The following is a 23,364-nucleotide window of genomic DNA, read 5'->3' on the forward strand; positions in this document are numbered from 1 at the left end:
ATATCTTGTTGTATGGACGTTGCTTCCGTGTACTATGATGCACCAGATTGATAAAAATCTGCTGAGAGTCGCCTTATAGCCGGATGAGCTTATGATTTGGTAGCGGCTAGGCTACTGGAGCGATCGAAAGATCCGGGCTGGCTCGGAGGCGGGGTCGAGGGCGATGTGCAGCTCCTGCTGGAAGATGGCGCGGCAGCGGTGGTAGTGGGCTATCGCGGCGGCGCGGTTGCCGATCGCCAGGTAGTAGCGCATCACGCCGCTGTGGGCCTGCTCGTCGCAGGGGTCGAGCCGCAGCACCTGCTGGTAGGCGTGGTAGGCGTCGAGCCACAGCCGGTGCTGGCTGGCCAGCTCGGCGGCCTGGTGCAGCGCCGAGCGGTACTGCTCCTCTAGCTCGGCGCGGGTGGCGGCGCACCAGGGCGCGTCGATGTAGGCGAGGTACGACCCATGGTAGTATTCGACCGCGTCCCAGAGATAGTCCAGCCGCTCGTGGGCCGAGGCCGCGCTGGCCGCGCGCAGCCGCTCGCGGAAGAGTGCCGCATCCCACACCAGCCGCACGGCCTGCGGGTTGATCGTGTAGCGCTGCTGGCCCGATTTGGTGATCGCCTGATCGGGGAGCAGGCTGCGCAGGCGGTAGATCACGTTGTAGAGCGCGCGGGCGGTGTCCTTGGGGCTATCCTCGACCCAGATCGCCTCGATCAGCTCCTCGGATGTCGCGCCGCGCGGGTGCGCCGCCAGGTAGGCCAGCACGTGGTGCTCTTTGCGCCCGCCCAGCTCCAGATCGTGGCCATCGAGCAGCGCGGCGGCGGCGCCCAGCGTATGCAGCTCTAGGGTTGGCAGCGGCACCGGCTGCACCAGCGCGGCGGCCTGGGCGCGCATCTGGCGCTGGGTTGCCAGCCAGCGGCGGGCCTGGGGCAGCGCCTCGATGCAGCGGCGCAGCATGGCCTGGTGCGGCATGGTGGCGATGATCAGGATGGCCTCGTGGCCGATCGACTCGGCCACCGCCATGGCCTCGCGCAGCAGCGCCACTGGCTCGGCGCTATCGGCAGGGTTGCGGGCCGAGCAGATCGCGGCCTGCAGCGCTAGGGCGCGCACCTGGGTGGGCCGTGCGCTGGCCATGCGGGCCTGGGCCACGGCCTCGCGGGCGTGGGCCAGCGCCGCCGCTAGATCGCCCGCGCCCGCCGCCAGGGTGGCCCGCACGATCAGAGCCAGCGCTGGCTCCTGGCGCTGGGCCGCCTCCTCCAGCGTGTCGAGCGTGCGGGCCGCCTCGGTGTAGCGCTGCTGGTGGGCCAGCAGCAGCGCCTGCGAGAGCGCCACATGGGCGGCGATGTAGGCGCTACCCCCGGCGCGGCGGGCGCTCTCGTAGGCGCTGGCGGCCTCCTGCCACTGCCCTAGGTCGGCGGCGATATCGCCCACGGTCGAGAGCACCGCGGCCAGGTACTGCGGGATGGCGGCGGCGCGGGCGTGGCCGAGGGCCTGCTGGGTGCTCGCCCAGGCCTGCTTGGTCTTGCCCAGCAGGTGCTGGGTGAGCGCCAGGCTGTTGGCGCACAGCGCGTGCAGGCCCTGGTTGCCCAGCTCGGCCCAGCGCTGCTCGACCTGGATGAAGGCGGCCTCGGCGGCGCGCAGCTCGCCACAGCCGCTGTAGCAGATCGCCAGATCGTAGAGGGTTTGGGCGTAGGTGAACGAGCTGCCGGTGTGCTCCTCGGCATCCAGCGCGGCCTGCAGGGTGGCGATGGCGGCGCGGCGGTCGCCCAGGCGGTGCTGGGCGATGGCGATGGTGCGCATGGCCGCGCCGCGATCGGCGCCACCTGGCGCCCCTGCGAGCACCTGCGAGGCAAAGTCGATGGCATCCTGGTAGCGCCCCGAGACCCTGGCCAGCAGGGCCTGGGCCAGCAGCACATCGGGGGCTATGGGGGCGGCCTGGGCGGCGCGCTCGATCAGGGCGGCGGCCCGCTGCGGGTTGCCGCGGTCGAGCTCGACCCGCGCCTTGAGGCAGAGCAGCGGGGCATCCAGCAGGTGCTGCGGGATGGCGGCGAACAGGTGCTCTAGCGTTTCAAGTCGCCCCTGCGCGTGCAGGTCGTGGCCGCCCGCCTCCAGAATCTGGCGGGCCGACTCCAGGTCGCCCGCCTGCTTGTGCAGGTCGAAGGCCCGCGACCAGTGGCGCTGTCCGACGTACAAGCGGGTGAGCCGATCCATAATGGCGCGGTAGCGGGCTGGCTCCAGCCGCCGAAAGCGCGCGATCAGCAGGTCGCGGAAGATCGGGTGGTAGCGCACCACGCCGGGCAGCAGCTCGCGCACAAACAGCCGCTTGGCCAGCACATAGTCGAGCAGCTCGGCGGAGTCGCAGCGGCCCAGCAGCGCATCGCACTGGGGGGCTGTCACCTCATCGAGCAGCGAGGTCTCGTGCAGGAAGGTCTGGATGTGCGGGGGCAGGTGGTTGAGGATCTGCTCGGAGAGCAGCCGCTGGGTGCGCTGGTGGCTGGGCGGCGCTGCGCCGTCGGGGGTTTGCTGGGCCGACTCGACCGCCAGCAAGATCCCGGCGATCCAGCCGTCGTACTCGGCGGCCAGGCCGCGCACCTGCTCGGGCGGGAGGGCCAGTGTCTCGTCGGCGGCCACCACCGCCATCACCTCGTCGGGCGTAAAGCAGAGCAGTCCCTCATCCAGGCAGACAAACTGGCGACGGGCGGTCAGCAGCATCTCGTTTGGCAGCACGGTGCGCTCGCGCGAGGTGAGGATGATGTGCAAATTGGGGCAGTGGGTGGCCAGATCGGCGATAAGGTGGGCGATCTCGGTAGATGTGCTGACCAGGTGCCAGTCGTCGAGCACCAGGATGGCATCCTGGCCCAGCATGCTGATCTCGCGCATCAGCGAGGCCACCACCGAGCGCCACATGGGGTGGCCGTTGCTGCCCAGCATGGTCCATGTCTGCGGCAGCGAGGCGGGGAAGGTGCGGCGGATGGCGGCGGCCAGGTACTCGATAAACACCCACGGGTCGGCATCGTAGCTGTCGAGCATGTACCAGCAGAGCGGGAAGGGCGACACCTGGGCAAAATCGATCAGCAGCGATGTCTTGCCATAGCCCGTCGGGGCGGTCACGGCGATGATCTGGCGCTGCTGGACCAGCTTGCAGAAGTACGTGAGCGGCTGCTGGCGCGTGATGAGGTGGTAGGGGCGCTGTGGGACAAAGATCTTATGCGGTACATCGATCATGCGCTCGACCTCAGGGAGTCCATGAGAGATTTATGCGAACTCACCGGTATATGCTATCGTACATTCTGTATCCCCCATTATAGCAAGCGAGGTTCTTATGCTGCAGCACATTCTTCGTCGGCTATGTATCGCGCTTACCGCCCTGCTGCTGCTGTTCACCTTTGGGCTTGGTCAGATCGTCCCCCCGATACCGCAGGCCCCAGCCCTTGCCGCCGACGACTTCCCCAATGGCCTGATCGGCCACAGCCCCCCGCTGTCGTAGCCTCGTTGCTCATGTATAACGTGGATCTTACCCATTATCGGATGAAGTTGAGCACTTGTCTAGAAGATGTTAGGGTGCAAGGCCGAGCGGATCGGAGCGGCTAGCCTTCGCTGCGCTGGGGAGAGAGGGGGAACATATGCGGATTCGCGTGTTTCTGATCGATGATCAGGCCATCTACCGCCATGGCCTCAGCGTCCTGCTTGCGCGCGAGCAGGATCTGGATGTGATCGGCGAGTGCGCCAGCGACGAGCGCCTGTGCGCCCCGCTGGGCGCGGCGCTGCCCGATGTGGTGCTGCTGGATACGGGCATGGATGGCGAGGGCGGCATCCAGCAGGTGCGCGAGATCGCCCAGGCGATGCCCAGCGCACGGCTGGTGGTGCTTTCCAACTACCGCGATGTCAAGCACATGCTGCACGCGCTCGACGCGGGCGCGCATGCCTACCTGCTGAAGAACACCTCGCACGACAAGCTGGTGCAGGCCATCCGCGCGGTCTACCGTGGCCAGCGGCTGCTTGCCCCCGAGATGATGCCGTTTATCGTGGATGGCTACGGCCACCTGCTGGTGCAGGGCGCGGCCCCCGCCGACGCGCGGCTCTCGCTACAGGAGATCGACATCCTGCAGCTGCTGGCCAGCGGCGCGACCTCGCGCGATATCGCCGAGCGGATGTTCTGGAGCGAGGTGACGGTGAAGCGCAAGGTGCGCACGATCGAGGATAAGCTCTCGGCTAGCAACCGCGTGCACGCGGTGGCCACCGCGCTGCGGCTGGGCATCATCTAGGTGGCCGAGGGCTGGACCTCGGGGGCGGGCTGCCGCCGCAGGGCCAGCAGGCACACCAGCACCAGGGCGGCCACGCCAGCGGCCCCGCCCACAAAGACCCAGCGCACCGGGATCACGCGCAGCGACTGGCCGATCAGCAGCGCCGAGATCGGGATGGAGAGCGTGGCCAGCGTCTCAAGGGTGGCGAACACCCGGCCCTGGAACTCGGGCGCGACGTTGCGCTGCAGCTGTGACACCAGGGGCACCTGGATGATCGGCACCATGCTGCCCAGCAGCGCGGCCATGGCCAGCGAGAGCGCGATGGTGGGCGCGTAGCCCAGGCCCAGCAGCGCCAGCGCCATGCCCGATAGCCCCACCGCAAACGCCTGCAGCGGCGTCAGGCGGTCGCCGATCACGCCTGCGGCCAGGCTACCCAGCAGCAGGCCCACCCCCAGCGCCGAGGTGAGCACGCCGAACCCCTGCACCCCGCTGCCCAGCAGATCGGCGTAGATCGGGAACACGATGTTCACCGGGCCGAGCAGGAAGTTCAGGCAGCAGGCCAGCGCGGTGAGCGCCAGGATCAGCCGCCGCGCAGCGATGTAGCGGAAGCCCTCGGCCAGATCCTGCCAGATCTGGCCTGCGCCCAGCGCCTTGCTGGCGGTCAGGCGGGCCGGGAACTGCACCAGGCCGAGCATCAGGGCGCACAGGATGAACGAGCCGCCATCCACCAGCAGCGCCGCCGCCACATCGGTGAAGGTCAGGGCTAGCCCCGCCAGGCTGCTGCCCACGATCAGCGCGGCTTGCATGCCAAACTGGATGGCCGAGTTGGCGGTGGGCAGCGCCTCGTTTGGCACCACGCTGGGCAGCAGGATGCGCAGCGAGGGCGAGTAGCCCAGCGCCAGCACTGCCAGCAGCACGCTGAAGACGTAGATATGCCCGAGCGAGAGCATATGCGCCGCCTCTAGCCCGCCCATGGCCAGCAAAATAGCGCCGCGCGCCAGGTCGCAGCCGATCATCAGCGCCTTCTTGCTGACGCGGTCCACCACCACCCCGGCCAGCGGCCCCAGCAGCCGGGGCAGCGACTGCAGCGCCAGCGCGGTGGCCACCGCCCCCGCCCCATCGCTTGAGCGCGAGAGCAGCCACGTGAGCCCCACCACCGAGAACGCATCGCCCAGGTACGACTGCACCAGGCCGAGCCACAGCAGCAGGAAATTGCGGTTCCAGAGACGAGTTCCAGTGGTCATAGGTTTCATCCTCGGTGCTATGCGAGGGCAAGCCGTTCGGGCCAGGGCTTGAATGCCCTGGCCCGAGGCAGACATGGGCTAGTAGATGAAGATGATCTTGGTGGAGTACGGCTGCGGTTCGGGCGTGTGCTCGGCGGCGGCCACCGCCTCGCGCAGCGACTCGCTGTCGACCACCAGATCGCCATCCTCGTTCAGGGTGAACATATCCGCGTCGAACGACACGTTCTGCTCTTCCACATCCCTCATCGGCTTGCTCCTTTCGAAGCACTACAGACTAGCCGCAACACTATGTTAGGCTAGCGCGTCCGCTAGTGAACGCCGTTGGAGGGCTGTCGCTAGCTGGGCGAGGGCTGGGCCTCGGGCAGCGCCTGACGGCGCATGGCCAGCAGGCACACCAGCACCAGGGCGGCCACGCCTGCGGCCCCGCCCCAGAACACCCACGACAGCGGGAATAGGCTGAGCGACTGGCCCGCCAGCAGCGACGCCAGCGGGATGGAGATCGTCATCATCGTGTCGATGGTGGCGAAGACCCGGCCCTGATACTCTTGCGGCACGCTGCGCTGCAGCAGCGAGACCAGCGGCACCTGGATGATCGGGGCCATGCTGCCCAGCAGCACGGCCAGCCCCAGCGCCAGCGCGAACACCTGGGCATAGCCCAGGCCCAGCAGCGCCAGCGCCATGCCCGATAGCCCCAGCGCGAAGGCCTGCAGCGGCGTCAGGCGGTCGCCGATCAGGCCTGCCAGCAGGCTGCCCACCAGCAGACCCGCCGCCAGCGCCGAGGTGAGGATGCCGAAGCCCTGCACACCGCTGCCCAGCTGCTCGGCGAAGATCGGAAAGATGATATTCACCGGGCTGAGCACCAGGTTGAGGCAGAACGCCAGGCCCGCTAGCGCTAGGATGGTGTGCTTGGTGGCGATGTAGCGGAACCCCTCGCCGATATCGCCCCACACCTGGCGCGGGCTGAGCGCGCTGCTCTTGGTCATGTCGGCGGGGAAGCGCACGAAGCACAGCATCAGCGCACACACGAAGAACGACCCGGCGTCGATCAGCAGGCCCGCCGCCACATCGGTGAAGGCCAGCAGCGCCCCGGCCAGGCTGCCGCCGCCAATCAGCGCGGCCTGCAGGCCGAACTGCAGCGCCGAGTTGGCGCTGGGCAGCGCGGTGTCGGGCACCACCTTGGGCAGGATGACCCGCAGCGACGGCATGTAGAAGATCGAGAGCAGCGACATGAGGATGATGAAGATGTAGATCTGCCAGATCGCCAGCATGCCCATCGATTCGAGCAGAAACATGGCCCCCAGCAGCACGCCGCGCGCCAGGTCGCATCCGATCATCAGCGCCTTCTTGTTGGTGCGGTCCACCACCACCCCGGCCAGCGGCCCCAGCAGCTTGGGTAGCGCCTGGATGCCCAGCGCCGTGGCCACCACCGTGGGCGAGCCGGTGGTGTTCAGCAGCAGCCATGTGAGCCCCACGGTGTAGAAGGCGTCGCCGAGGTAGGACTGGATGAGCCCCAGCCACAGCAGCAGAAAGTCGCGGTTCCACAGGCGGGTCGGCGCTGGTGTTGTCATGGTTCTCCCCTATCGCTACAGATTACTTGGCCACCGGATAGAGCGCCAGCGCCATGCCGAAGCTTTCCTCAGAATCCTCCTCCTCGGCGTCGCTGAAGGCCTGGGCCAGCTCCTCCAGCCGCCGCAGGAACTCGGCGGCGCGGGCGGGGCGCAGCTTGCAGTGCGTCATCTTCAGCGCCATCACGGTGGCCTGGGCCTGCTGCTCATCCAGCTGGGCCACGTTGGTGCGCAGGGTCTGGCTGATCAGCTCGACCACGGCCATGCGGCTCTGCGATGCGTTGCGGTCGCGCACCATAAAGACGGTCTTGGTGTCAGTCAGGGCGTAGTACTGCTCGCGCCGCCCGCCCTCGTTGGTCTCGCGGTAGAGGTAGACATCGCCGCATTCCAGAAAGCGGTCGATGATGAACTGGATGCGCGCGCGGTTCAGCCCCAGCCGTACCGCCAGCTGGCGGGTGGTGGATGGGTTGTCCATCAGCGCGTTCATCACGGCGAATCCGCCCTCGCTCAGCACATCGATCGCCTCGTTATCGGCCAAGCGCACATGCATCGCGGCGGAGAGATCGGCCTGATCCATAGCGGTGCTCCTTTCCCTGGGCTAGATCAGCTGTAGCAGGCTTTCCTGCTTGGGGCCAAGGCCAACGATCGCCACGTTCTCGGGCACGAAGATCTCGCGGGCGGCGCGGGCGATGTCCTCGCGGCTCACCGCATCGATGCTGCGGGTCTCCACATCCACAAAGAAGTTGTCGCCCAGGATGGCGCGGCGGCCCATGATCTGCAGGTGCTGGCTGCTATTTTCTAGCACGCCGAACAGCGCGGTGGTGCGCGCCGCCTTCACGCGGCCCAGCTCGCTCTCGCTCACGCCATCCTGCTTGATCTTCTCTAGCTCCTCGCCGATCGTCTGGTAGACGCGCTCCATGTCCTTCTGCTCGCAGTTGACCTTGAAGGCGATGTAGCCGCCCACGCCGTAGGTGACGGTGTAGGCGTGCACCAGGTAGGCCAGCTGCTGGCGCTCGCGCAGCTCAAGGAACAGGCGCGACTTCAGGCCGCCGCCCAGCGCGTCGGCCAGCAGATCCATGGCGTGGCGGTCGTGCGAGAGGAACGAGGCCCCAGGGTAGGCGAACAGCAGGTCGATGCGCTGGCTGCTGGTGGGCAGGGCGATCACACGCGGCTCGGTCTGGATGGGCAGGTCGAGCGTGCGGCTCGGCTGGGTCTCCCACGCGCCAAAGTAGCGCTCGACTATGTCGGAGAAGCTGGCGAAGTCGATCGGGCCAAGCGCCACCAGGGTCATGCGGTCGGCCACGTAGTTCTGCTGCAGCCGCTGCTCGATGGCGTCGCGGTCGAAGCGGCTGATGTTCTCCTTGCGCCCGATCACAAACAGCCCCACCGAGTGATCGCCCCACATGGCGTTGTCGAGCAGCTCTTTTAGCACATTGCTGGATGAGAAGGCCATGGAGTGCTCGTGGAGGATGATCGAGCGCTCGTGCTCGATCACATCTACCGAGGTCTGCTTGCTGCTGGCGATGATGCTCAGCAGGTGCAGCGCGCGCTCAAGCAGATCGGGGCGGCAGTTCACCACGAATCGGGTGTACTCTTTGCTGGTGTAGGCCTCGTAGCTCACGCCCGCGTCCATCAGGTCGTTCAGCAGCGAGCGCACGTGCGCGGGCATGTGGTTGGGGTTGAAGATCACATGCTCGATGTAGTGGGCGATCCCGTTGCTTTCGTAGTCCTCGTGCTGCGAGCCGTGGCCGATGTAGAGGCCCAGGTTGATCGTGCGCTGGTGGTGGTGGGGCTTCAGGCGCACCTGCAGCCCATTGCTCAGCACGGTCTGGATGATTGTCTCTTTTGCCATCGCCGATCCTATGCATGTGTCGCGGGGTTCCGGGCGGCGCTTGGGCGTGCGGCGATGCGCGTCAGCGCCCTGGCGGGGCGGCCTCGGGCGCATCGCCAACACGGCAACGGCCCCAGCCAGCGGCTAGGGCCTTACTCCACCTGAAGCGATACCGAGATCCCGCCCTGCTCTGGCGGGTCGTCGGATGGGGTGGGGGCGTTGGCGATCTGCTGCGCCAGCTCGTCCTGCTGGATGATCAGCTCGCCCTGCTCGTTCACCGTGAACTGGTCGGGCAGCAGGCTGGCAGCTTGCGCGTTCGCCGCCCCACGCTTGCGGCCCTTTTTCTGCGTGGCCATGGGTTCAGTCCTTTCCTTTGGCGGGTGTGCCTCACGGCGCTGTGAGCGGGGCCAGGGCTGTGCGGCCCTGGCCCCAAGAGCACTAGGAAACCGAGACGCTCACGCCGACCGTGATGGTGCCCGCCTCGGGGGACTGGGCTACCTCTGGCGCGTTCTTGATGGCCTGGACGATCTCATCGTTCTTGATCACCAGCTCGCCCTTCTCGTTGAGGGTGAACTGGTCGGCGCTCAGCTGAAGTTTCTGGTCTTCGTGAAAGGTCTCGTCTGCCATTGGTGTGCTCCTTATGCTCTCGTTTGAAACCAGCCGCAACACTATGTCAGGCTAGCGCGTCCGCTAGTGAACGCCGTTGGGAATGCTAGGCCTCTACCATCTCGGGGCTGGGCGCTGGTGCGCCGAGCCGGATGGTGGTGGCCCCGCTGGATGCGGTGCCGATCTGGGTGATCAGCGCCTGGAGATTTTCAAGTACGGCTTTGCTGGGCGTGTAGCTGCCCAGTGGCACCGCTAGGCCCAGGTACAGCCCACCGCCGCCGCGCAGCATCACGTGCTGGTCGCACAGCGGCTGCAGCAGCTCGTCGATCTGGCCGGGCGCGGCTGGCTCGCCGCTATGCTCAAGGTAGATCTGCTCCAGCGCGCGGGTGGTGCTGGCCTGGTCGCAGGCTAGGTAGAGCGCCCGCTGCACACCGGTGAGCGTGATCAGGCGGTGCGGCAGGTTGGCGCGCAGATCCCAGATCAGCAGGTAGCTACCCTTATCGACAAAGAACAGGCCGCTCTCGTCGTGGTGCTTCTTCCAGGCCGTGATCTCGCGGGCCACCGGCGCGGTGTAGCTGGCCACATCCTGTGGCTGGTGGTAGCCGAAGGTGAAGTAGTAGGCCAGGTTGGCCACTGCCTCGGGCGGCACGCGGTATACATAGCTGTAGGCCGGGTAGGGCTGCACATTGGCGAATCCGGCCTCGGCGGATTGGTCGAAGTTAGGGCTGAAGCGGTCGAGCCGGATGGTGGCCGAGGCCATCGGCGGGTCGAAGTGGGTGAGGTAGGGCAGCAGCCGGGCGACCTCGGCGTAGTCCTCGGGCGACTCGCCAGGGAAGCCCCACAGCACATTCCAGTACGAGCGCACCCCCAGCTCCTTGCACCACTTCAGCAGCTGGATGTTCTGCACGGCCTTCACGCCCTTGCGCATCAGCTTCAGCACCGAGTCGCTCAGGCTCTCGATGCCGGGCTGGATGCCGGTGATCCCGGCCTGGCGCATCATCTGCACCTGCTCTTTGCGCAGGTTGGCCTTGACCTCGTAGAACAGGTCGAGGTTCATCTCTTTGGCGATCAGGCTGGGGATGAAGTCTTTGAAGTACTTCATGTCCAGGATGTTATCCACCACCGAGATCGGGCTGTCGGGGTGGCCGCTGGCCAAGTGCACCAGCTCGGCCATCGCGCGGTCCGCCGTCTTGCTGCGGTAGGTCATGGTCGAGCCGTTCAGGCCGCAGAAGGTGCAGTGGTTCTTCTCGCCCCACCAGCAGCCGCGCGAGGTCTCGTAGAGGATGCGGATGGGGAAGCGCGTGTCGATGTTGGCATCGGTCTTCTGGGCGAAGAAGTCGTCGTAATCGGGGTAGGGCAGCGCATCCATGTCGCGCACCGAGGGCGCGTTGCTGGCCCGCCCGGTCATGATCGCCAGGTCGGCGCTGGCGCGGGTATTCACGCCCTGCAGGTCGGCCAGCGAGCGGCGGGCCAGCACGCGCTCGACCAGCTGCGGGAAGATGATGTCGCCCTCGCCCGAGACGGTGGCGTCCATGAACGGGAACTGCCGCACCACCTCGGCCCCCATGATGCCCTCGCAGTTGGCCCCGCCCATCACAGTGAAGATCTCAGGCGCGCGCTGCTTCAGCCGCCGCGCCAGTGCCAGCGAGGCCACTTGTTGCTGGAAGATGCTGGTGAAGCCCACCATCTTGGGCCGGTAGCTTAGCACGGTGTCCACGCAGGCATCCAGAAACTCGGCGGCCTGGGCGCGCACCGCCAGCACCTGGGCGATGTACTCCTCGGATGCGAGCCGTATGGCCTCGCCCTGGCTGGTCTCGCGCCGCACCACGTTGTCGAGGTAGCCCTCGACGTCGTGCTCGATGTCGGGGAACAGCGCGCCGGAGAAGATCCACTCGCCGACCAGATCGTGGGTGAGCGGCCTGCCGTTTGAGATCTCGGTGTAGATCTCCGGCCCGATATGCTCGGCGAAGGCCAGAGTCATATACAGCACCTTGCACGAGACCCCCAGCGGCGCGAGCGACGCTTTGAGCAGCCCCAGGCCGATCGATGGCTGGTTCAGCGGCCCAAATGGCATGGAGATCAGCAGCACATCGGTCTGCTCGGATCCCTGCGCAGCAAGGCCAGCAAGTGTGGTTCTCGCATCTGGCGGCATGAATCACCTCTTCTATCCAGCGGGTTCCATGGCAAAGCTTGGCGGAAGCTGGCTCCATGGCCCCTCAGCTCGGATCATGTTGCGTGTTGGGATCGGCTATTGCTTGGGCGATGTGGTATGGGAAGATGATAATAAAATGGGGTTAGGCTGGGAAGATGCGAAGGGTTCATGTTGCCTGATACCTTCGTATCACCGCGGGCGCAAAAGCGCGGGCCAGCCCGGCCTGGGCTGGCCCGCGCGGCGGCAGGGCGGGGCGCTACTGCGCGGCGGCCAGGGCGCGCTCGGCGTCGGCGCGGCCCATGGCGAACAGCTGGTGGTGCTGGCTGTCCTCGTAGTCGATGATCCACTCCATAGGCATCAGGTCTTTGGGGGCCACCACCAGCGGCGGGCGGATGCGGCGCGGGTACTCGGCGGGCACCAGCGAGGCGTCGCCCAGCCGTACGGCGGCCAGCCGCAGCCGCTCGATCAGCTCGGCCTCGCGGTTGCGGCGCTCCAGCGCCTCGAAGGCCACGCGGTACGATGCCAGCAGCGTCCAGTCGAGCGCCAGGGTGAGCGCCTGGATGAGATCCTGCGGGGTCTGGTGGAAGCTGGCCTTGGCCACACTGGGGTCGGCATTCCAGGGCGTCATCATCACCACCAGGATGTCTACCTCATCGTCGCCCGCCAGGTCGATCACCGGCTCCAGCGGGGTGTTGGCCAGCACCGCGCCATCCCAGTAGCGCCCCGCGCCGATCTGCGTCCACGGGTAGACGATCGGGATGGATGACGAGGCCATCAGGTGCTCGATGCCGATGGTGGTGGCGGGCGCGCCGTTCAGCTCGCGGTTGCAGAACAGCTCAAGCGCGCCGGTCTGCAGTTCGGTGGCGGCCAGCAGCAGCGCGGGCGACTGCGGGCTGTTGATCCGGCCAAAGTCCATCCAGCCCGCCAGCGTCCTGCGCCAGGGCGCGGTGTCGAGCAGGCTGAGGAAGGGGCGCTGGGCGAACAGCGTGCCTAGGTTTGAGAACAGGTTGTGCAGGCTGGCCTGGCGCTCCTCGGATGTGATCACCGACAGCGGGCCGCCGTGGGCCTCGGATGTGAGCACGCTGCGCAGCAGGAAGCGCAGCAGCGGCTTGACCACCGGCGGCAGGTCGGCAGAAAGCTGGTGCACGTCCTCGGTGTGCATGGCCAGCCAGTGCTGCTTCAGCTGGGCCACTGTCAGGCCGGATGCCAGCGCCGCCGCGTTGATCGCGCCGATCGATGTGCCGGCGATGATATCGGGGCCTCTGCCATCCTCGATCCAGCCGTGCTCGACCAGGGCCTCAAGCACGCCGATGTGGTAGGCTCCGCGTGCCCCGCCGCCGGAGAGCACGAGCGCTTTTTTGGGGGTTGCCATCGCCTCGCTCCTTGTCAGCTTGTCATCTGCTGTGGTATAGAACGAGGCGGCGACCCCGATTTTTCTAGTGCCTGCCCAGCAGCTCGATCAGGGCCTGGGTGGCGGCGCTGGGCGCGCGACCGCGCCGCAGGCCGTAGGCGTAGGTGCGGCGGTCGTCGCCGTCGATCAGGGCCAGCGCGCACAGCATGCCCGCCGCCACCTCGCGCCCGATCGCGATGCCCTGGATGAGCGCCACGCCCAGCCCGGCCTCGACGCAGCGCTTGATCGCCTCGGTCTCGGCCAGCTGGATGCAGGCCTCGCTCTCTAGCACGGCGGTGCCCAGCAGCCGCTCCACGGTGGCGTGTAGCGCCGACCCCGGCTCGCGCGTGAACAGCATGCGGCCCCGGATCTCCTCGCGCGTCACCTCCTCGCGCTCGGCCCAGTCGTCCTCGGGCGACACGATCACCACTAGCTTGTCGTGGCGGAACGGCGTGACCTCGACCTTGGGGTGGATGGCGGGCGAGCCGACCAGCACCAGATCCACCGTGTCGGCGGCCACCAGATCCAGCAGCTCGCTGGTGTTGCCCACGCTGATCCGCACGTGGTGCTGGGGGTGCAGCTCGCGGTAGCGCCGCAGCAGCATGGGCAGCATATAGGTGGCCAGGGTGTGGCCCACGCCGATCCGTAGCGTGCGGTCGGCCACGCCTGCGGCGGCGCGGGTGGCCTCGGCGGCGGTCTCGCTGAGGGCCAGCATCTGCTCGGCGTAGGGCAGCAGGGCCTCGCCCGCGCTGGTGAGCCGCAGCCGCCGGGTCTGGCGCTCGATCAGCTGCGCGCCCACCTGGGCCTCCAGCACGGCGATCTGCTGCGAGACGGTGGGCTGGGTCATATGCAGCGCCTCGGATGCGCGCGTGAAGCTGCCGAGCCGGGCGACGGTGGCGAAGATGTGGAGTTTGTGCAGATCCATAGGCGTGCCTCGGCAGTGTATAGAAAATTCCTATCATAGGTATACCATAGATACATTGGAAAAATGGTAGTGATGAGGCTATGCTGCTAGGAGATTTCTTTTCACACTCCTACAGGAGGATGCCATGGAGCCAGACGTGAAGCAGCGGGTGCAGGCCCAGTTCGGGGCCGCCGCCGAGCGCTATGTGGCCAGCGCGGGCCACGCCAAGGGCGACGACCTGGCCCAGCTGGTGGCGCTGGCCGGGCTGCGCGGCCACGAGCGGGTGCTGGATGTGGCCACCGGCGGCGGGCACACCGCCCTGGCCTTCGCTCCCCACGCCAGCGAGGTGGTGGCCAGCGACCTGACGCCCGACATGCTGGCCGCCGCCGAGCGCTTTGTGCGCGGCCAGGGCGCGCAGAACGTGCGTTTCGAGCTGGCCGACGCCGAGGCGCTGCCTTTCGCCGATGCCAGCTTCGACGTGGTGACGGTGCGGATCGCGCCGCACCACTTCCCCGCCCCGGCGCGCTTCGTAGCCGAGGCGGCCCGCGTGCTGCGCCCCGGCGGCATCTTCCTGCTGGATGACAATGTCGCGCCCGAGGATGCGGAGCTGGCCGCCTTCATCAACCGCGTGGAGGCCTGGCGCGACCCCAGCCACGTGCGCTGCCTGCCGGTGAGCGAGTGGCGCGCGCTGATCGCAGCGGCGGGGCTGGATGTGGAGCACGTGAGCGATGTGCTCGTGAAGGCCTACGACTTTGCGCCCTGGGCCGAGCGCATGGCTATGCCCGCCGCCGAGCAGGCCGCCCTGGAGCGCTGGCTGCTGGCTGCGCCCGAGGCCTGCGTGGCGGCCTTCCAGATTGTGGCCGAGGGGGGCCGCGTGCGTAGCCTCTCGACGGGCTTCGTGATCATCAAGGCCCGCAAGCCGGTGCGATAGATCAAATCTAGCGCACTCCTCGTGCCAGCGGCCTATCTTCGTGGTAAAACGTTCTTGTGCCGCCTTGCTGGTGAAGGGCTGCGCTTGCCTTGCACAACCCTGTGAACTAGCGCATAATACAGGCCCGGATCTGCGCACCTGCGGGGGAAGCCATATGAGCGATACGATCGATACCAGCGCCTGCGAGCCAACCGACGACCTGTTTGGCGACCTAGACAGCGGGGCGCGGGCGGCGCTTGAGCGCCAGACCTCGTATGGCAGCTACCCGGCGGGCTACATCTTCTTCTCGCCCGAGGAGTACACCGAGCACCTGCTGTTTGTGAAATCGGGACGCGTGCGGCTCTACAAGCTCTCGCCCGAGGGCCGCTCGCTCACCCTGTTTGTGCTGAGCGCCCACTCGGTGTTCGCCGAGGCCGCGCTGCTGGGCGACCGCGCCCACGACTGCTTCGCCGAGGCGCTGACCGAGTGCAGCGTGGGGGCTATCCCCAGCGACGAGGTGCGTCAGATCATGGCGCAGCACCCCGAGGTGGCCATGCGCATGATGGACATCATCGCACGGCGGCTGCGCTCGCTGGAGCGCAAGCTGGCCGACATCGCCTTCAAGAGCGTGCCCCAGCGCCTGGCGGCCATCCTGCTCGATCTGGCCGACTGCGGCAATGGGATCGACCAGTCGGCACCGCCTGCGGTCATCCGCTACACCCACCAGCAGCTGGCCGAGATGCTCGGCTCGTACCGCGAGACCGTGACCAAGGCCGTGGGCGAGTTCCGCGAGGCCGGGCTGATCCGGATCGCTGGCGACATGATCTACCTGCTGGAGGTGCCGCGCCTGCGCGCTCTGGCCGATGCCACATAGTAGCTGCAGTCGGCGGCTTTTTGCGCCGCGCCGCAAACATGCGGGTGCGGATGCACCACACATGGGCAAGATAGTGTACAATGGCGCGGCAGACCGCACGCTTCTGTAGAAGATCCGCCAGCCCCAGCGCCGCCACGGCGCTGGAAAGCGCCAGTACAACAAACAACCATGTCAGTTGCCGAGTTTCCACCGCGCTCAACCGAGGCAGACCCACGGGACCGACACACTGCGCAGCAGCGATTTCGGCTGAGCCTCACCCTAGAGCAGTGCCTCTACATCGCCCTCATCCTCGTGGCCCTGCTCACCCACTTCTGGGGGCTTGGGGTACGGGCCTACCACCACGACGAGACGCACCACGCCTTCTTCTCGTGGAAGCTCTACCAGGGCGAGGGCTATGTCCACGATCCGCTGCTGCACGGGCCATTCCTCTACTTCGCCAACGCCTTTATCTACATGCTGTTTGGCGACAACAACACCACCGCCCGCGTCAGTGTCGCGCTGTTTGGCACCTTGCTGGTGGGGCTGCCCTACCTCATCCGCCGCGAGCTGGGGCGGGGCACGGCGCTGGCCGCCGCGCTCTACCTCACGGTCTCGCCCGCCATCCTGTATGTGGGGCGCTTCATCCGCCACGACACCTTCGCCGTCACCTTCGAGCTGCTGGGCTTCATCGGCATCGTGCGGTATGTGAGCACCCAGCAGAAGCGCTGGCTCTACCTGCTGGCGGTGGCGCTGGGCCTGATGTCGGTGACGATGGAGTCGTTCTTCCTGTATGTGGCGATCGTCTTCCCGCTGCTGATCGCGCTCTTCCTGTGGTACGCGTGGAAGCCGAGCCTGCTGATCGCCGGGGTGACGGGCGTGATCTTCGCCGCGCTGATCTTCGTGCTGCCGGGCGCGCCCGAGCGCTCGGGCGACAAGGTGCTGCGCACCAGCGGCAGCTATGTCTGCCCCTCGCCTAGCAACCTCTTCCCGCCCGACAACCCCATGCGCTTCACGCCGGGCCCGGTGCTGGGCCTGCCGCCGCTGCCCACCGCCGACAACGACTATGGCGTGTGCGTGCGCAACCAGCCCGACAATAGCTTCCCGGCCTACTTCGTGAAGCTGGGCCAGTTCTTCGGCCACCCGGCCATCCTGCTGGCGCTGGCGGTGCTAGTGCTGGGCCTAGGCGCGGCGTTTGCGCCGATCTGGCTGCTGAAAGATGCCAGCGGGCTGACGCCGTGGCAGCGGGCCAAGGAGCTACAGAACCCGATCGTCGAGGTCTTCACCAGCCTGGGCCGCGACCGGCGGCTGTGGGTGGCGCTGGGCATCTTCTTCGCGATCTACGCGCTGTTCTTCACCGCGTTCCTCACCAACCCGGTGGGCATCCTGAGCGGTATGTTCGGCTCGGTGCTGTACTGGATGGCCCAGCACGACGTGCAGCGCGGCGGGCAGCCGGGCTACTACTACACCATGCTGCTCAGCGTCTACGAGCCGCTGGCGATCAGCTGGGGCCTGATCGGCACCGTGATGGTGCTGGTGGGCGGCGCGCTGATGGTGCTGCGCCGCCGCGCAGCCGCCACGGCGCAGGGTGTGGCGCGCGGCATCGACTGGTCGGTGGCGTTGCCAGCGATGCTGGTCTGGTGGTCGCTGGCCACCTGGTTCATCTACTCGTGGGCGGGCGAGAAGATGCCCTGGCTGACGATGCACGTGGTGATGCCCATGGCGCTGCTGGCGGCCTGGGCGCTGGTAAAGACGGTGACGTGGAGCTTCGCGGTGGCCAGCGATGCGGTGGCCGACATGCGCGCCCACCGCGCCCAGCGCCGCAGCGCGCTGCTGATCTACCTGGCGGTGGTCGCCGCACTGGCGATCTTCACCGTGATCATTATGGGCGCGGCCACCAGCAACAGCGCTACCACTTTCGCGCTGCCGATCGCGGTGTTCCCGCTGCTGGCACTGCTGCTGGGCGTTATGGCCACCGTGCTCTACGGGCTGATGCGCGGCTTCCGCGAGGCCCTGGGCGCGCTGGCGCTGGGCATGGTGCTGGTGCTGGGCAGCTACACGCTGCGCAGCTCGTACCAGCTGAACTACCTGTGGGGCGACACGCCGCGCGAGATGATGATCTTCGTGCAGACCTCGCCCGACGTGGCGCGGGTGATGTCCCGGCTGGAGCAGGCCTCGGTGCGGCGCACCGGCGGCATGGGCATGCCGATCTGGTACGACAACGAGACGATCTGGGGCTGGTACACCCGCCGCTTCACCACTAAGGCCCAGCAGTCGCCCGCGCTGGCCGCCGCGCCTGGGCCAGAGGTGCAGGCCGTGCTGATGCTGCAGGAGAACCTGGACACCAACCCGCAGAACCGCGACAAGCTGAACGGCTTTGTCATCCAGCGGCTGCCGCTGCGCTGGTGGTTCCCCGAGGATCAGTACCGGCTGCCCAGCGAGTGGCGCACCGCCCAGGTGAACGAGGGATCGCCGCTGCTGATGCGGCTGATGCGCTTCCAGTTCGACAACACCACCACCTCGCAGCTCTGGCAGTTTCTGATCTACCGCAACCCGCCGGGGATTCTCGGCTCCACCGATTTTGTGATCGCCGTGCGCCCAGATCTTGCGCAAGAGATCGGCCTTGGAACAGGAGCGAAGCAGTAGGCCGTAGCGCGGCGCGCTGGCCCGCGCGGCGCGCTGTGCTGCGGCCCCCACACAACTATGTCAGCACTACCTAGCGACAGCCGCGACTATGCCGCGCCCCCCGCGATCGATCGTGTGATCGAGTTTACGCGGGTCAACACCGAGCTTGTGGCCTACGCCGCCCTGGTGATCCTCAGCATCGTGGCGCACATCTGGGGCCTGGGCCACATGGCCATGCACCACGACGAGTCCATCCACGCGTGGATGAGCTGGAAGTTCTTCACGGGTTCGGGCGGGTTCACCTGCGCCAACGGCGGTAGCTCGTTCACCTACTGCTACGACCCGGTCTACCATGGCCCGGCGCTCTACACCCTGACTCTGATCTCCTACTTCCTCTTTGGCATCGGCGAGGCCCAGGCCCGCATGCCGCAGGCGGTGGCGGGCGTGGTGCTGGTGGCCTCGTGCTGGATGCTGCGGCCCTTGATCGGCAGGCGCGGGGCCTTTAGCGCCGCCGCGCTGCTGGCCTTCGCGCCGTCCATCCTCTACTACACACGGTTCGCCCGCCACGACGGCCTGATGCTGCTGTGGACGCTTTGGATCGTGGTGGGCATGTTCCGCTTCCTGCAGGAGGGCAAGGCCCGCTGGCTGTACCTGCTGAGCGCGGGCGCGGTGCTGGCGGTGGCCACCCACGAGCTGTGGTACATCCTGGTGTTCCTGTTCGGCTTCTACCTGCTGGTGCAGCTGCTGGTCGAGCTGCTGCCGCGCAGGCCGGTGATCATCGGCCTGGGTGTGCTGGTGGGCGCTGCGGTGCTGATCGAGCTGGTGGGCACGCGGCTGTTGCTGCCCAAGATGGTCTCGGGCCTGGGCCTGCTGGTGGGCTGCGTCAGCCTGGTGAGCCTGCTGGCGCTGCGCGTGGCCGACCGCCGACCGCTGTTTGTGCGGCGCTTCCGCGAGCTGTGGGCCGAGCGGCGCGTGGCGGTGTGGGTGGCGCTGGGCCTGTTCTTTGGGCTGTACGCTGTGCTGTTCACCACCTACTTCACCTACCCCAAGGGCTTGATCGATGGCTTTGTGGCGGGCATCTCGTACTGGCTTGGCTCGCAGCAGGAGTACGCGCGCGGCAAGCAGCCCTGGTACTACTACCTGATGCTGATGCCGCTCTACGAGCCGCTGGGCTTCTTCGGCTCGATCTCGGCCAGCATCGCCCTGCTGGCGCGGCGCGCGCCTAGCGAGGAAGTTGCCGCCGAGAGCAAATCCTTCGATGCCGATCCAGATCAGGGTCTCGTCAAGCGGCTGTTCCCGCTGTTTCTGGTGTTCTGGTTCTTCGGCTCGCTGGTGGCCTACTCGTGGGCGGGCGAGAAGATGCCCTGGCTGGTGACCCACATCGCGCTGCCGGGCAACCTGCTGTTCGCCTGGGGCTTGGGCAAACTGCTGGGGCGCATGCCCTGGCGCGATATCCCCACCATAGGCCGCGTGGTCATCCCATCCAGCCTCGTGCTACTGCTCATCACCATCGGCGTGATGTTCTGGCGGCTCACCGATAAGGGCAGCGTGGGCATGACCGCTGGCTCTAGCCTGATCGCCGGGCTGGTGCCGCTGGTGGTTAGCGGTGTGCTGATCTTCATCATCCTCACCCTGGCCCAGCGTATCGGCTGGCGGGCCACGGGCGGGCTGGCCGTGCTCACGGTTTGCACCCTGCTGGCGCTCTACAGCATCCGCGCCAGCTGGATGGTGGTCTACGATCACCCCGACACCCCGCGCGAGCTGCTGATCTACACCCAGTCGTCGCCCGATGTGCCGCTGATCGTTAACGACCTGAACACGCTGGCGATCAGCCAGACGCGCAACAGTCGCACCGATAAGGATGATGCGGGCGGCCTCTCGATGCCGGTGATCATCGACAACGGCGACAGCAGCGGTGATGGCAGCCTCTCGTGGCCGTTCCAGTGGTACCTGCGCGACTACCAGCGGCTGGAGAACCGCAGCGCCGACTTCTTCCGCGACGCCACGGCCAATAGCTTCGATGTGACCATGCCCGACGGCTCGACCAAGCCCGCGCCAGTGGTGATGGCCTACTCGCAGCATATCACGCCGCAGGCCGCCAAGGCGCTTGAGGCCAACTACGTCAAGCGCTACGACTCGAAGCTCAACTGGTGGTTCCCCGAGGGCGACCTGAGTGGCTGCAACCCCGAGACGCCCGGCTACAAGCAGTTCTTCTACAGCTCGTGGTCGGTGGAACAGGCCAAGGCCGACAAGGACTGCGCCTCGATCGATTTTGCGACCGCCAAGTACCAGCCGCCGCTGGCCCCGATCGCGTGGGTCTTCGACCAGTCGCACTGGCCCGACCTGTGGCGCTTTGTGATGTGGCGCGACCTGCCCGAGCCGCTGCAGATCAGCGGGCGCGAGATGCAGGTGTGGGTGCGCAAGGATCTGGCCCCCGCCGCCAGCACCTCGGCCCCCGCTGGCAGCGCTGGCGCATCCTCGACGCTGCGGCTGATGGCCGAGCAGGCGGTCGGCTCGCTGGGCGGCCAGGAGGGCCAGCTGACCGAGCCGCGCAGCGCGGCGGTGGACAGCAAGGGCAATATCTACGTGGTCGACACCGCCAGCAACCGCGTGACGGTCTACAGCCCCGAGGGCGCGGTGCTGCGCACCTTCGGCAGCCTGGGCGCTGGCCCCGGCCAGTTCAACGAGCCGCGCGGCATCGCGGTCGATCTGCAGGGCAATATTTACGTGGCCGACACCTGGAACGCCCGCATCGCCAAGTTCGACGCCAATGGCACCTTCCTCAAGTCGTGGGGCGAGGGCAAAGAGGACTTCGGCAATGGGCGCACCGCCACCACCACCGACCGCAGCGAGGCGGGCAACCAGGCCAACCAGCTGGGCTTCTTCGGGCCGCGCGGCGTGGCGGTGGATAGCAAGGGCAATGTCTACATCACCGATACGGGCAACCGCCGCGTGGTGGTGACGGACACCGAGGGCAACTACCGCTACCAGTGGGGCTACGAGGGCAGCCAGGACGGCCAGTTCACCGAGCCGATCGGCATCGCGGTGGACTCGTTTGGCAATGTCTATGTGGCCGATGTCTGGAATGGCCGCGTGCAGGTGTTCTCGACCGGCATCGACCAGGTCAGCCCCACGCCCAGCTCGGTGTGGTCGGTCCCCGGCTGGCAGGCCAACTCGTACGACGACCCGTTCATCGCGGTGTCGCCCGATGGCCGCGTGTATGTGACGGTGCCGGGCGAGAACCTCATCCGCGCCTACACCGCCAACGGCGAGCCGCTGCTCAGCTGGGGCGGCTCGGGCAACGATCTGGCCTCGATGAACCTGCCCACCGGCATCGCCACCGATGCCAGCGGCAATGTCTACGCCACCGACCGTGGCAACGGGCGCGTGCTGCGCTTCCGCGTGCCTGCGGTGGCCCCCTCGCCCGCCGGGCAGTAGCGCCCAGGGCAGCGCACACACAAGGCGGGCTGGCACCACTGGTGCCAGCCCGCCTTGCTGTATCGCGGGGCTGCCTAGCCCCCGCTGCCCACCGCGTCGGTCGGGCGGGGGCGGAAGCGGGCCAGCACCTTCTGGAAGCCGCGCAGCAGCAGCGCCAGATCCTCCTTGGGCAGGATGCGCAGCAGCAGCACCATGGGCACATACACCACGCCGCCCACCACGATGGGCACCAGCACAAACTGGTCGCTCACCAGCCAGCAGGCCAGCGCCATCACCGCCCCGGCCACGGCCGTGCGGGCCGCCACCGACACATTTTCCCAGGTGAAGGTGCCGCGTGGCAGGATGAGGATGCCGATACATGTCATGGCCAGCTCGGTCACGGCGAAGCTGAGCGCGCCGCCGATAGCCGCGTTCTGGTAGCGCAGCTCGGCCCAGGGCATCAGCACTAGGTCGAGCGGGACGGTGAGCGCGGTGCTGATGAAGACCAGCAGCGTCCACATGTTGGTGCGGTCGGCGGCCACCACGAACTGGCCAAGCAGCGTGGCCAGCCACGTGATGATCAGCACGAAGCCCATGATGTGCAGGATCGGCCCGCTCTGCGCGAACGAGGGGCCGTAGATCAGCAGCACCACCTGGTTGGCGATCACCGATGTGCCGAAGCCCACCGGGATGCCCACCAGCAGCAGGATGTTGAAGCTCTTGCGCAGCAGCCTGGATGCGGCCTCCATCGACTCGGCCACCGTGCGCGAGAGCGCGGGGAACACCGCCGTGGTCAGGATGTTGGGCAGGAAGATCAGCGTGCCGGTGAGGCCGATGGCCACGGTGTACCAGCCCACCACCTTCTCCTCGGCCAGCATGCCCATGATCTGCTTGTCCACCTCGAAGTAGAATGTGAGCGCCAGGCCCGACATAAAGTAGGGCAGGCCATCTTTTAGCAGCGACTTGGCGATCTGGGCATCCCAGTGCAGCCGGAACCGGGTGTAGCTGCGCAGGAACCACAGCTCGATGATGGTGGCCACCGCGTAGACCACAGCGGGGATGGCCGCGATCACGATAATGTTGGCCTTCATGAAAATACACAGAAAGCTGAGTGCGACGGTGATCACCTTATTTACGATCTCGATGATCGAGATGCGGTGCATGGCCTCGTAGCCCTGGAACACCGCGTTGAACACCACCACCGTCTGCTGGAACGGCTGCGAGAGCGCCAGCACCCACACCAGCAGAATAGTATCATCGGAGTAGGGCACCACCAAGGTGTAGAGGTAGACCACCACGCACGATATAGCGAAGAACGCATAGCGCTGCAGCAGCGCCGTGCCCAGCAGGTCGGCGGCGCGCTCAGGGTTGCGCGCGATCGCCTTGGTGAGGTAGGTGGTGACGCCGGTGCTCATCACTATGCCCATAATCGTCCAGATCGAGCCTGCCAGGGCGTACTTGCCCATGTCGGTCGCGCCAACATAGCGCGGCAGGTAGATCGAGAGCACAAAGCCCAGCGCCCAGGTGATGCTCTGGGCCACGAGCATCACGCTCACGTTCTTCACGATGGTCTTACCCGATGAGTTCATGCTGTCGTACTCTCTCTAGAAGCGGATAGCGGGAGATGCGATAGGGATGATGCGC

At 67.0% G+C, this 23,364-nt stretch carries 16 protein-coding genes; 5 read left to right on the plus strand and 11 right to left on the minus strand.

Annotated elements, in window-relative coordinates:
• Window positions 1-111: 111 nt before the first annotated feature.
• Window positions 112-3,207 carry a tetratricopeptide repeat protein gene (locus F8S13_04800; protein ID KAB8145151.1) on the minus strand — a complete coding sequence of 1,032 codons (3,096 nt, stop codon included), beginning with the start codon at window positions 3,205-3,207 and terminating at the stop codon, window positions 112-114.
• Between the two features lie 398 nt (window positions 3,208-3,605).
• Here F8S13_04800 and F8S13_04805 point away from each other — a divergent pair, with 398 nt between their 5' ends.
• Window positions 3,606-4,247 carry a response regulator transcription factor gene (locus tag F8S13_04805; GenBank protein KAB8145152.1) on the plus strand — a complete coding sequence of 214 codons (642 nt, stop codon included), beginning with the start codon at window positions 3,606-3,608 and terminating at the stop codon, window positions 4,245-4,247.
• Here the strand turns inward: F8S13_04805 and F8S13_04810 are convergent.
• From F8S13_04810 to F8S13_04850, 9 genes are all read right to left on the minus strand, one after another.
• Window positions 4,244-5,545, minus strand: a complete 1,302-nt coding sequence (locus F8S13_04810; GenBank protein ID KAB8145153.1) for an MFS transporter — start codon at window positions 5,543-5,545, stop codon at window positions 4,244-4,246. The two genes, F8S13_04805 and F8S13_04810, sit on opposite strands and share 4 nt — an antisense overlap.
• 260 nt (window positions 5,546-5,805) lie before the next feature.
• Complete coding sequence (locus F8S13_04815) at window positions 5,806-7,038, minus strand: MFS transporter (protein ID KAB8145154.1); 1,233 nt, start codon at window positions 7,036-7,038, stop codon at window positions 5,806-5,808.
• Window positions 7,039-7,060: 22 nt separating this feature from the next.
• Complete coding sequence (locus F8S13_04820) at window positions 7,061-7,612, minus strand: hypothetical protein (GenBank protein ID KAB8145155.1); 552 nt, start codon at window positions 7,610-7,612, stop codon at window positions 7,061-7,063.
• 21 nt (window positions 7,613-7,633) lie between these two features.
• Window positions 7,634-8,989 (minus strand): insulinase family protein, encoded by a 1,356-nt coding sequence (locus F8S13_04825; GenBank protein ID KAB8145156.1) that lies wholly within the window; start codon window positions 8,987-8,989, stop codon window positions 7,634-7,636.
• Window positions 8,990-9,018: 29 nt separating this feature from the next.
• Window positions 9,019-9,222: a hypothetical protein gene (locus F8S13_04830; GenBank protein KAB8145157.1), complete on the minus strand. Its 204-nt coding sequence runs from the start codon at window positions 9,220-9,222 to the stop codon at window positions 9,019-9,021.
• Window positions 9,223-9,304: 82 nt separating this feature from the next.
• Window positions 9,305-9,493: a hypothetical protein gene (locus F8S13_04835; GenBank protein ID KAB8145158.1), complete on the minus strand. Its 189-nt coding sequence runs from the start codon at window positions 9,491-9,493 to the stop codon at window positions 9,305-9,307.
• A gap of 85 nt (window positions 9,494-9,578) precedes the next feature.
• On the minus strand, window positions 9,579-11,624 hold the full coding sequence (locus tag F8S13_04840) for a RiPP maturation radical SAM protein 1 (protein ID KAB8145159.1): 2,046 nt from the start codon (window positions 11,622-11,624) through the stop codon (window positions 9,579-9,581).
• A gap of 256 nt (window positions 11,625-11,880) precedes the next feature.
• On the minus strand, window positions 11,881-12,996 hold the full coding sequence (locus F8S13_04845; protein KAB8145160.1) for a patatin-like phospholipase family protein: 1,116 nt from the start codon (window positions 12,994-12,996) through the stop codon (window positions 11,881-11,883).
• Window positions 12,997-13,060: 64 nt separating this feature from the next.
• Window positions 13,061-13,939 carry a LysR family transcriptional regulator gene (locus F8S13_04850; protein ID KAB8145161.1) on the minus strand — a complete coding sequence of 293 codons (879 nt, stop codon included), beginning with the start codon at window positions 13,937-13,939 and terminating at the stop codon, window positions 13,061-13,063.
• Window positions 13,940-14,063: 124 nt separating this feature from the next.
• On the opposite strand from F8S13_04850, the gene F8S13_04855 reads away from it, so the two are divergent.
• The 4 genes from F8S13_04855 (at window position 14,064) to F8S13_04870 (ending at window position 21,741) form a co-directional block, all read left to right on the plus strand.
• Complete coding sequence (locus tag F8S13_04855) at window positions 14,064-14,849, plus strand: methyltransferase domain-containing protein (GenBank protein KAB8145162.1); 786 nt, start codon at window positions 14,064-14,066, stop codon at window positions 14,847-14,849.
• Between the two features lie 154 nt (window positions 14,850-15,003).
• Window positions 15,004-15,702 carry a Crp/Fnr family transcriptional regulator gene (locus tag F8S13_04860; protein KAB8145163.1) on the plus strand — a complete coding sequence of 233 codons (699 nt, stop codon included), beginning with the start codon at window positions 15,004-15,006 and terminating at the stop codon, window positions 15,700-15,702.
• A gap of 168 nt (window positions 15,703-15,870) precedes the next feature.
• Window positions 15,871-18,324: a TIGR03663 family protein gene (locus tag F8S13_04865; protein KAB8145164.1), complete on the plus strand. Its 2,454-nt coding sequence runs from the start codon at window positions 15,871-15,873 to the stop codon at window positions 18,322-18,324.
• Between the two features lie 57 nt (window positions 18,325-18,381).
• Window positions 18,382-21,741 (plus strand): TIGR03663 family protein, encoded by a 3,360-nt coding sequence (locus tag F8S13_04870; protein ID KAB8145165.1) that lies wholly within the window; start codon window positions 18,382-18,384, stop codon window positions 21,739-21,741.
• A gap of 74 nt (window positions 21,742-21,815) precedes the next feature.
• Here the strand turns inward: F8S13_04870 and F8S13_04875 are convergent, their stop codons facing one another.
• The gene (locus F8S13_04875) at window positions 21,816-23,309 is read right to left on the minus strand and encodes a flippase (GenBank protein KAB8145166.1); all 1,494 of its coding nucleotides are present in this window, start codon (window positions 23,307-23,309) and stop codon (window positions 21,816-21,818) included.
• Window positions 23,310-23,364 lie beyond the last annotated feature (55 nt).

The organism is Chloroflexia bacterium SDU3-3 (assembly GCA_009268125.1).
Taxonomy (GTDB): domain Bacteria; phylum Chloroflexota; class Chloroflexia; order Chloroflexales; family Roseiflexaceae; genus SDU3-3.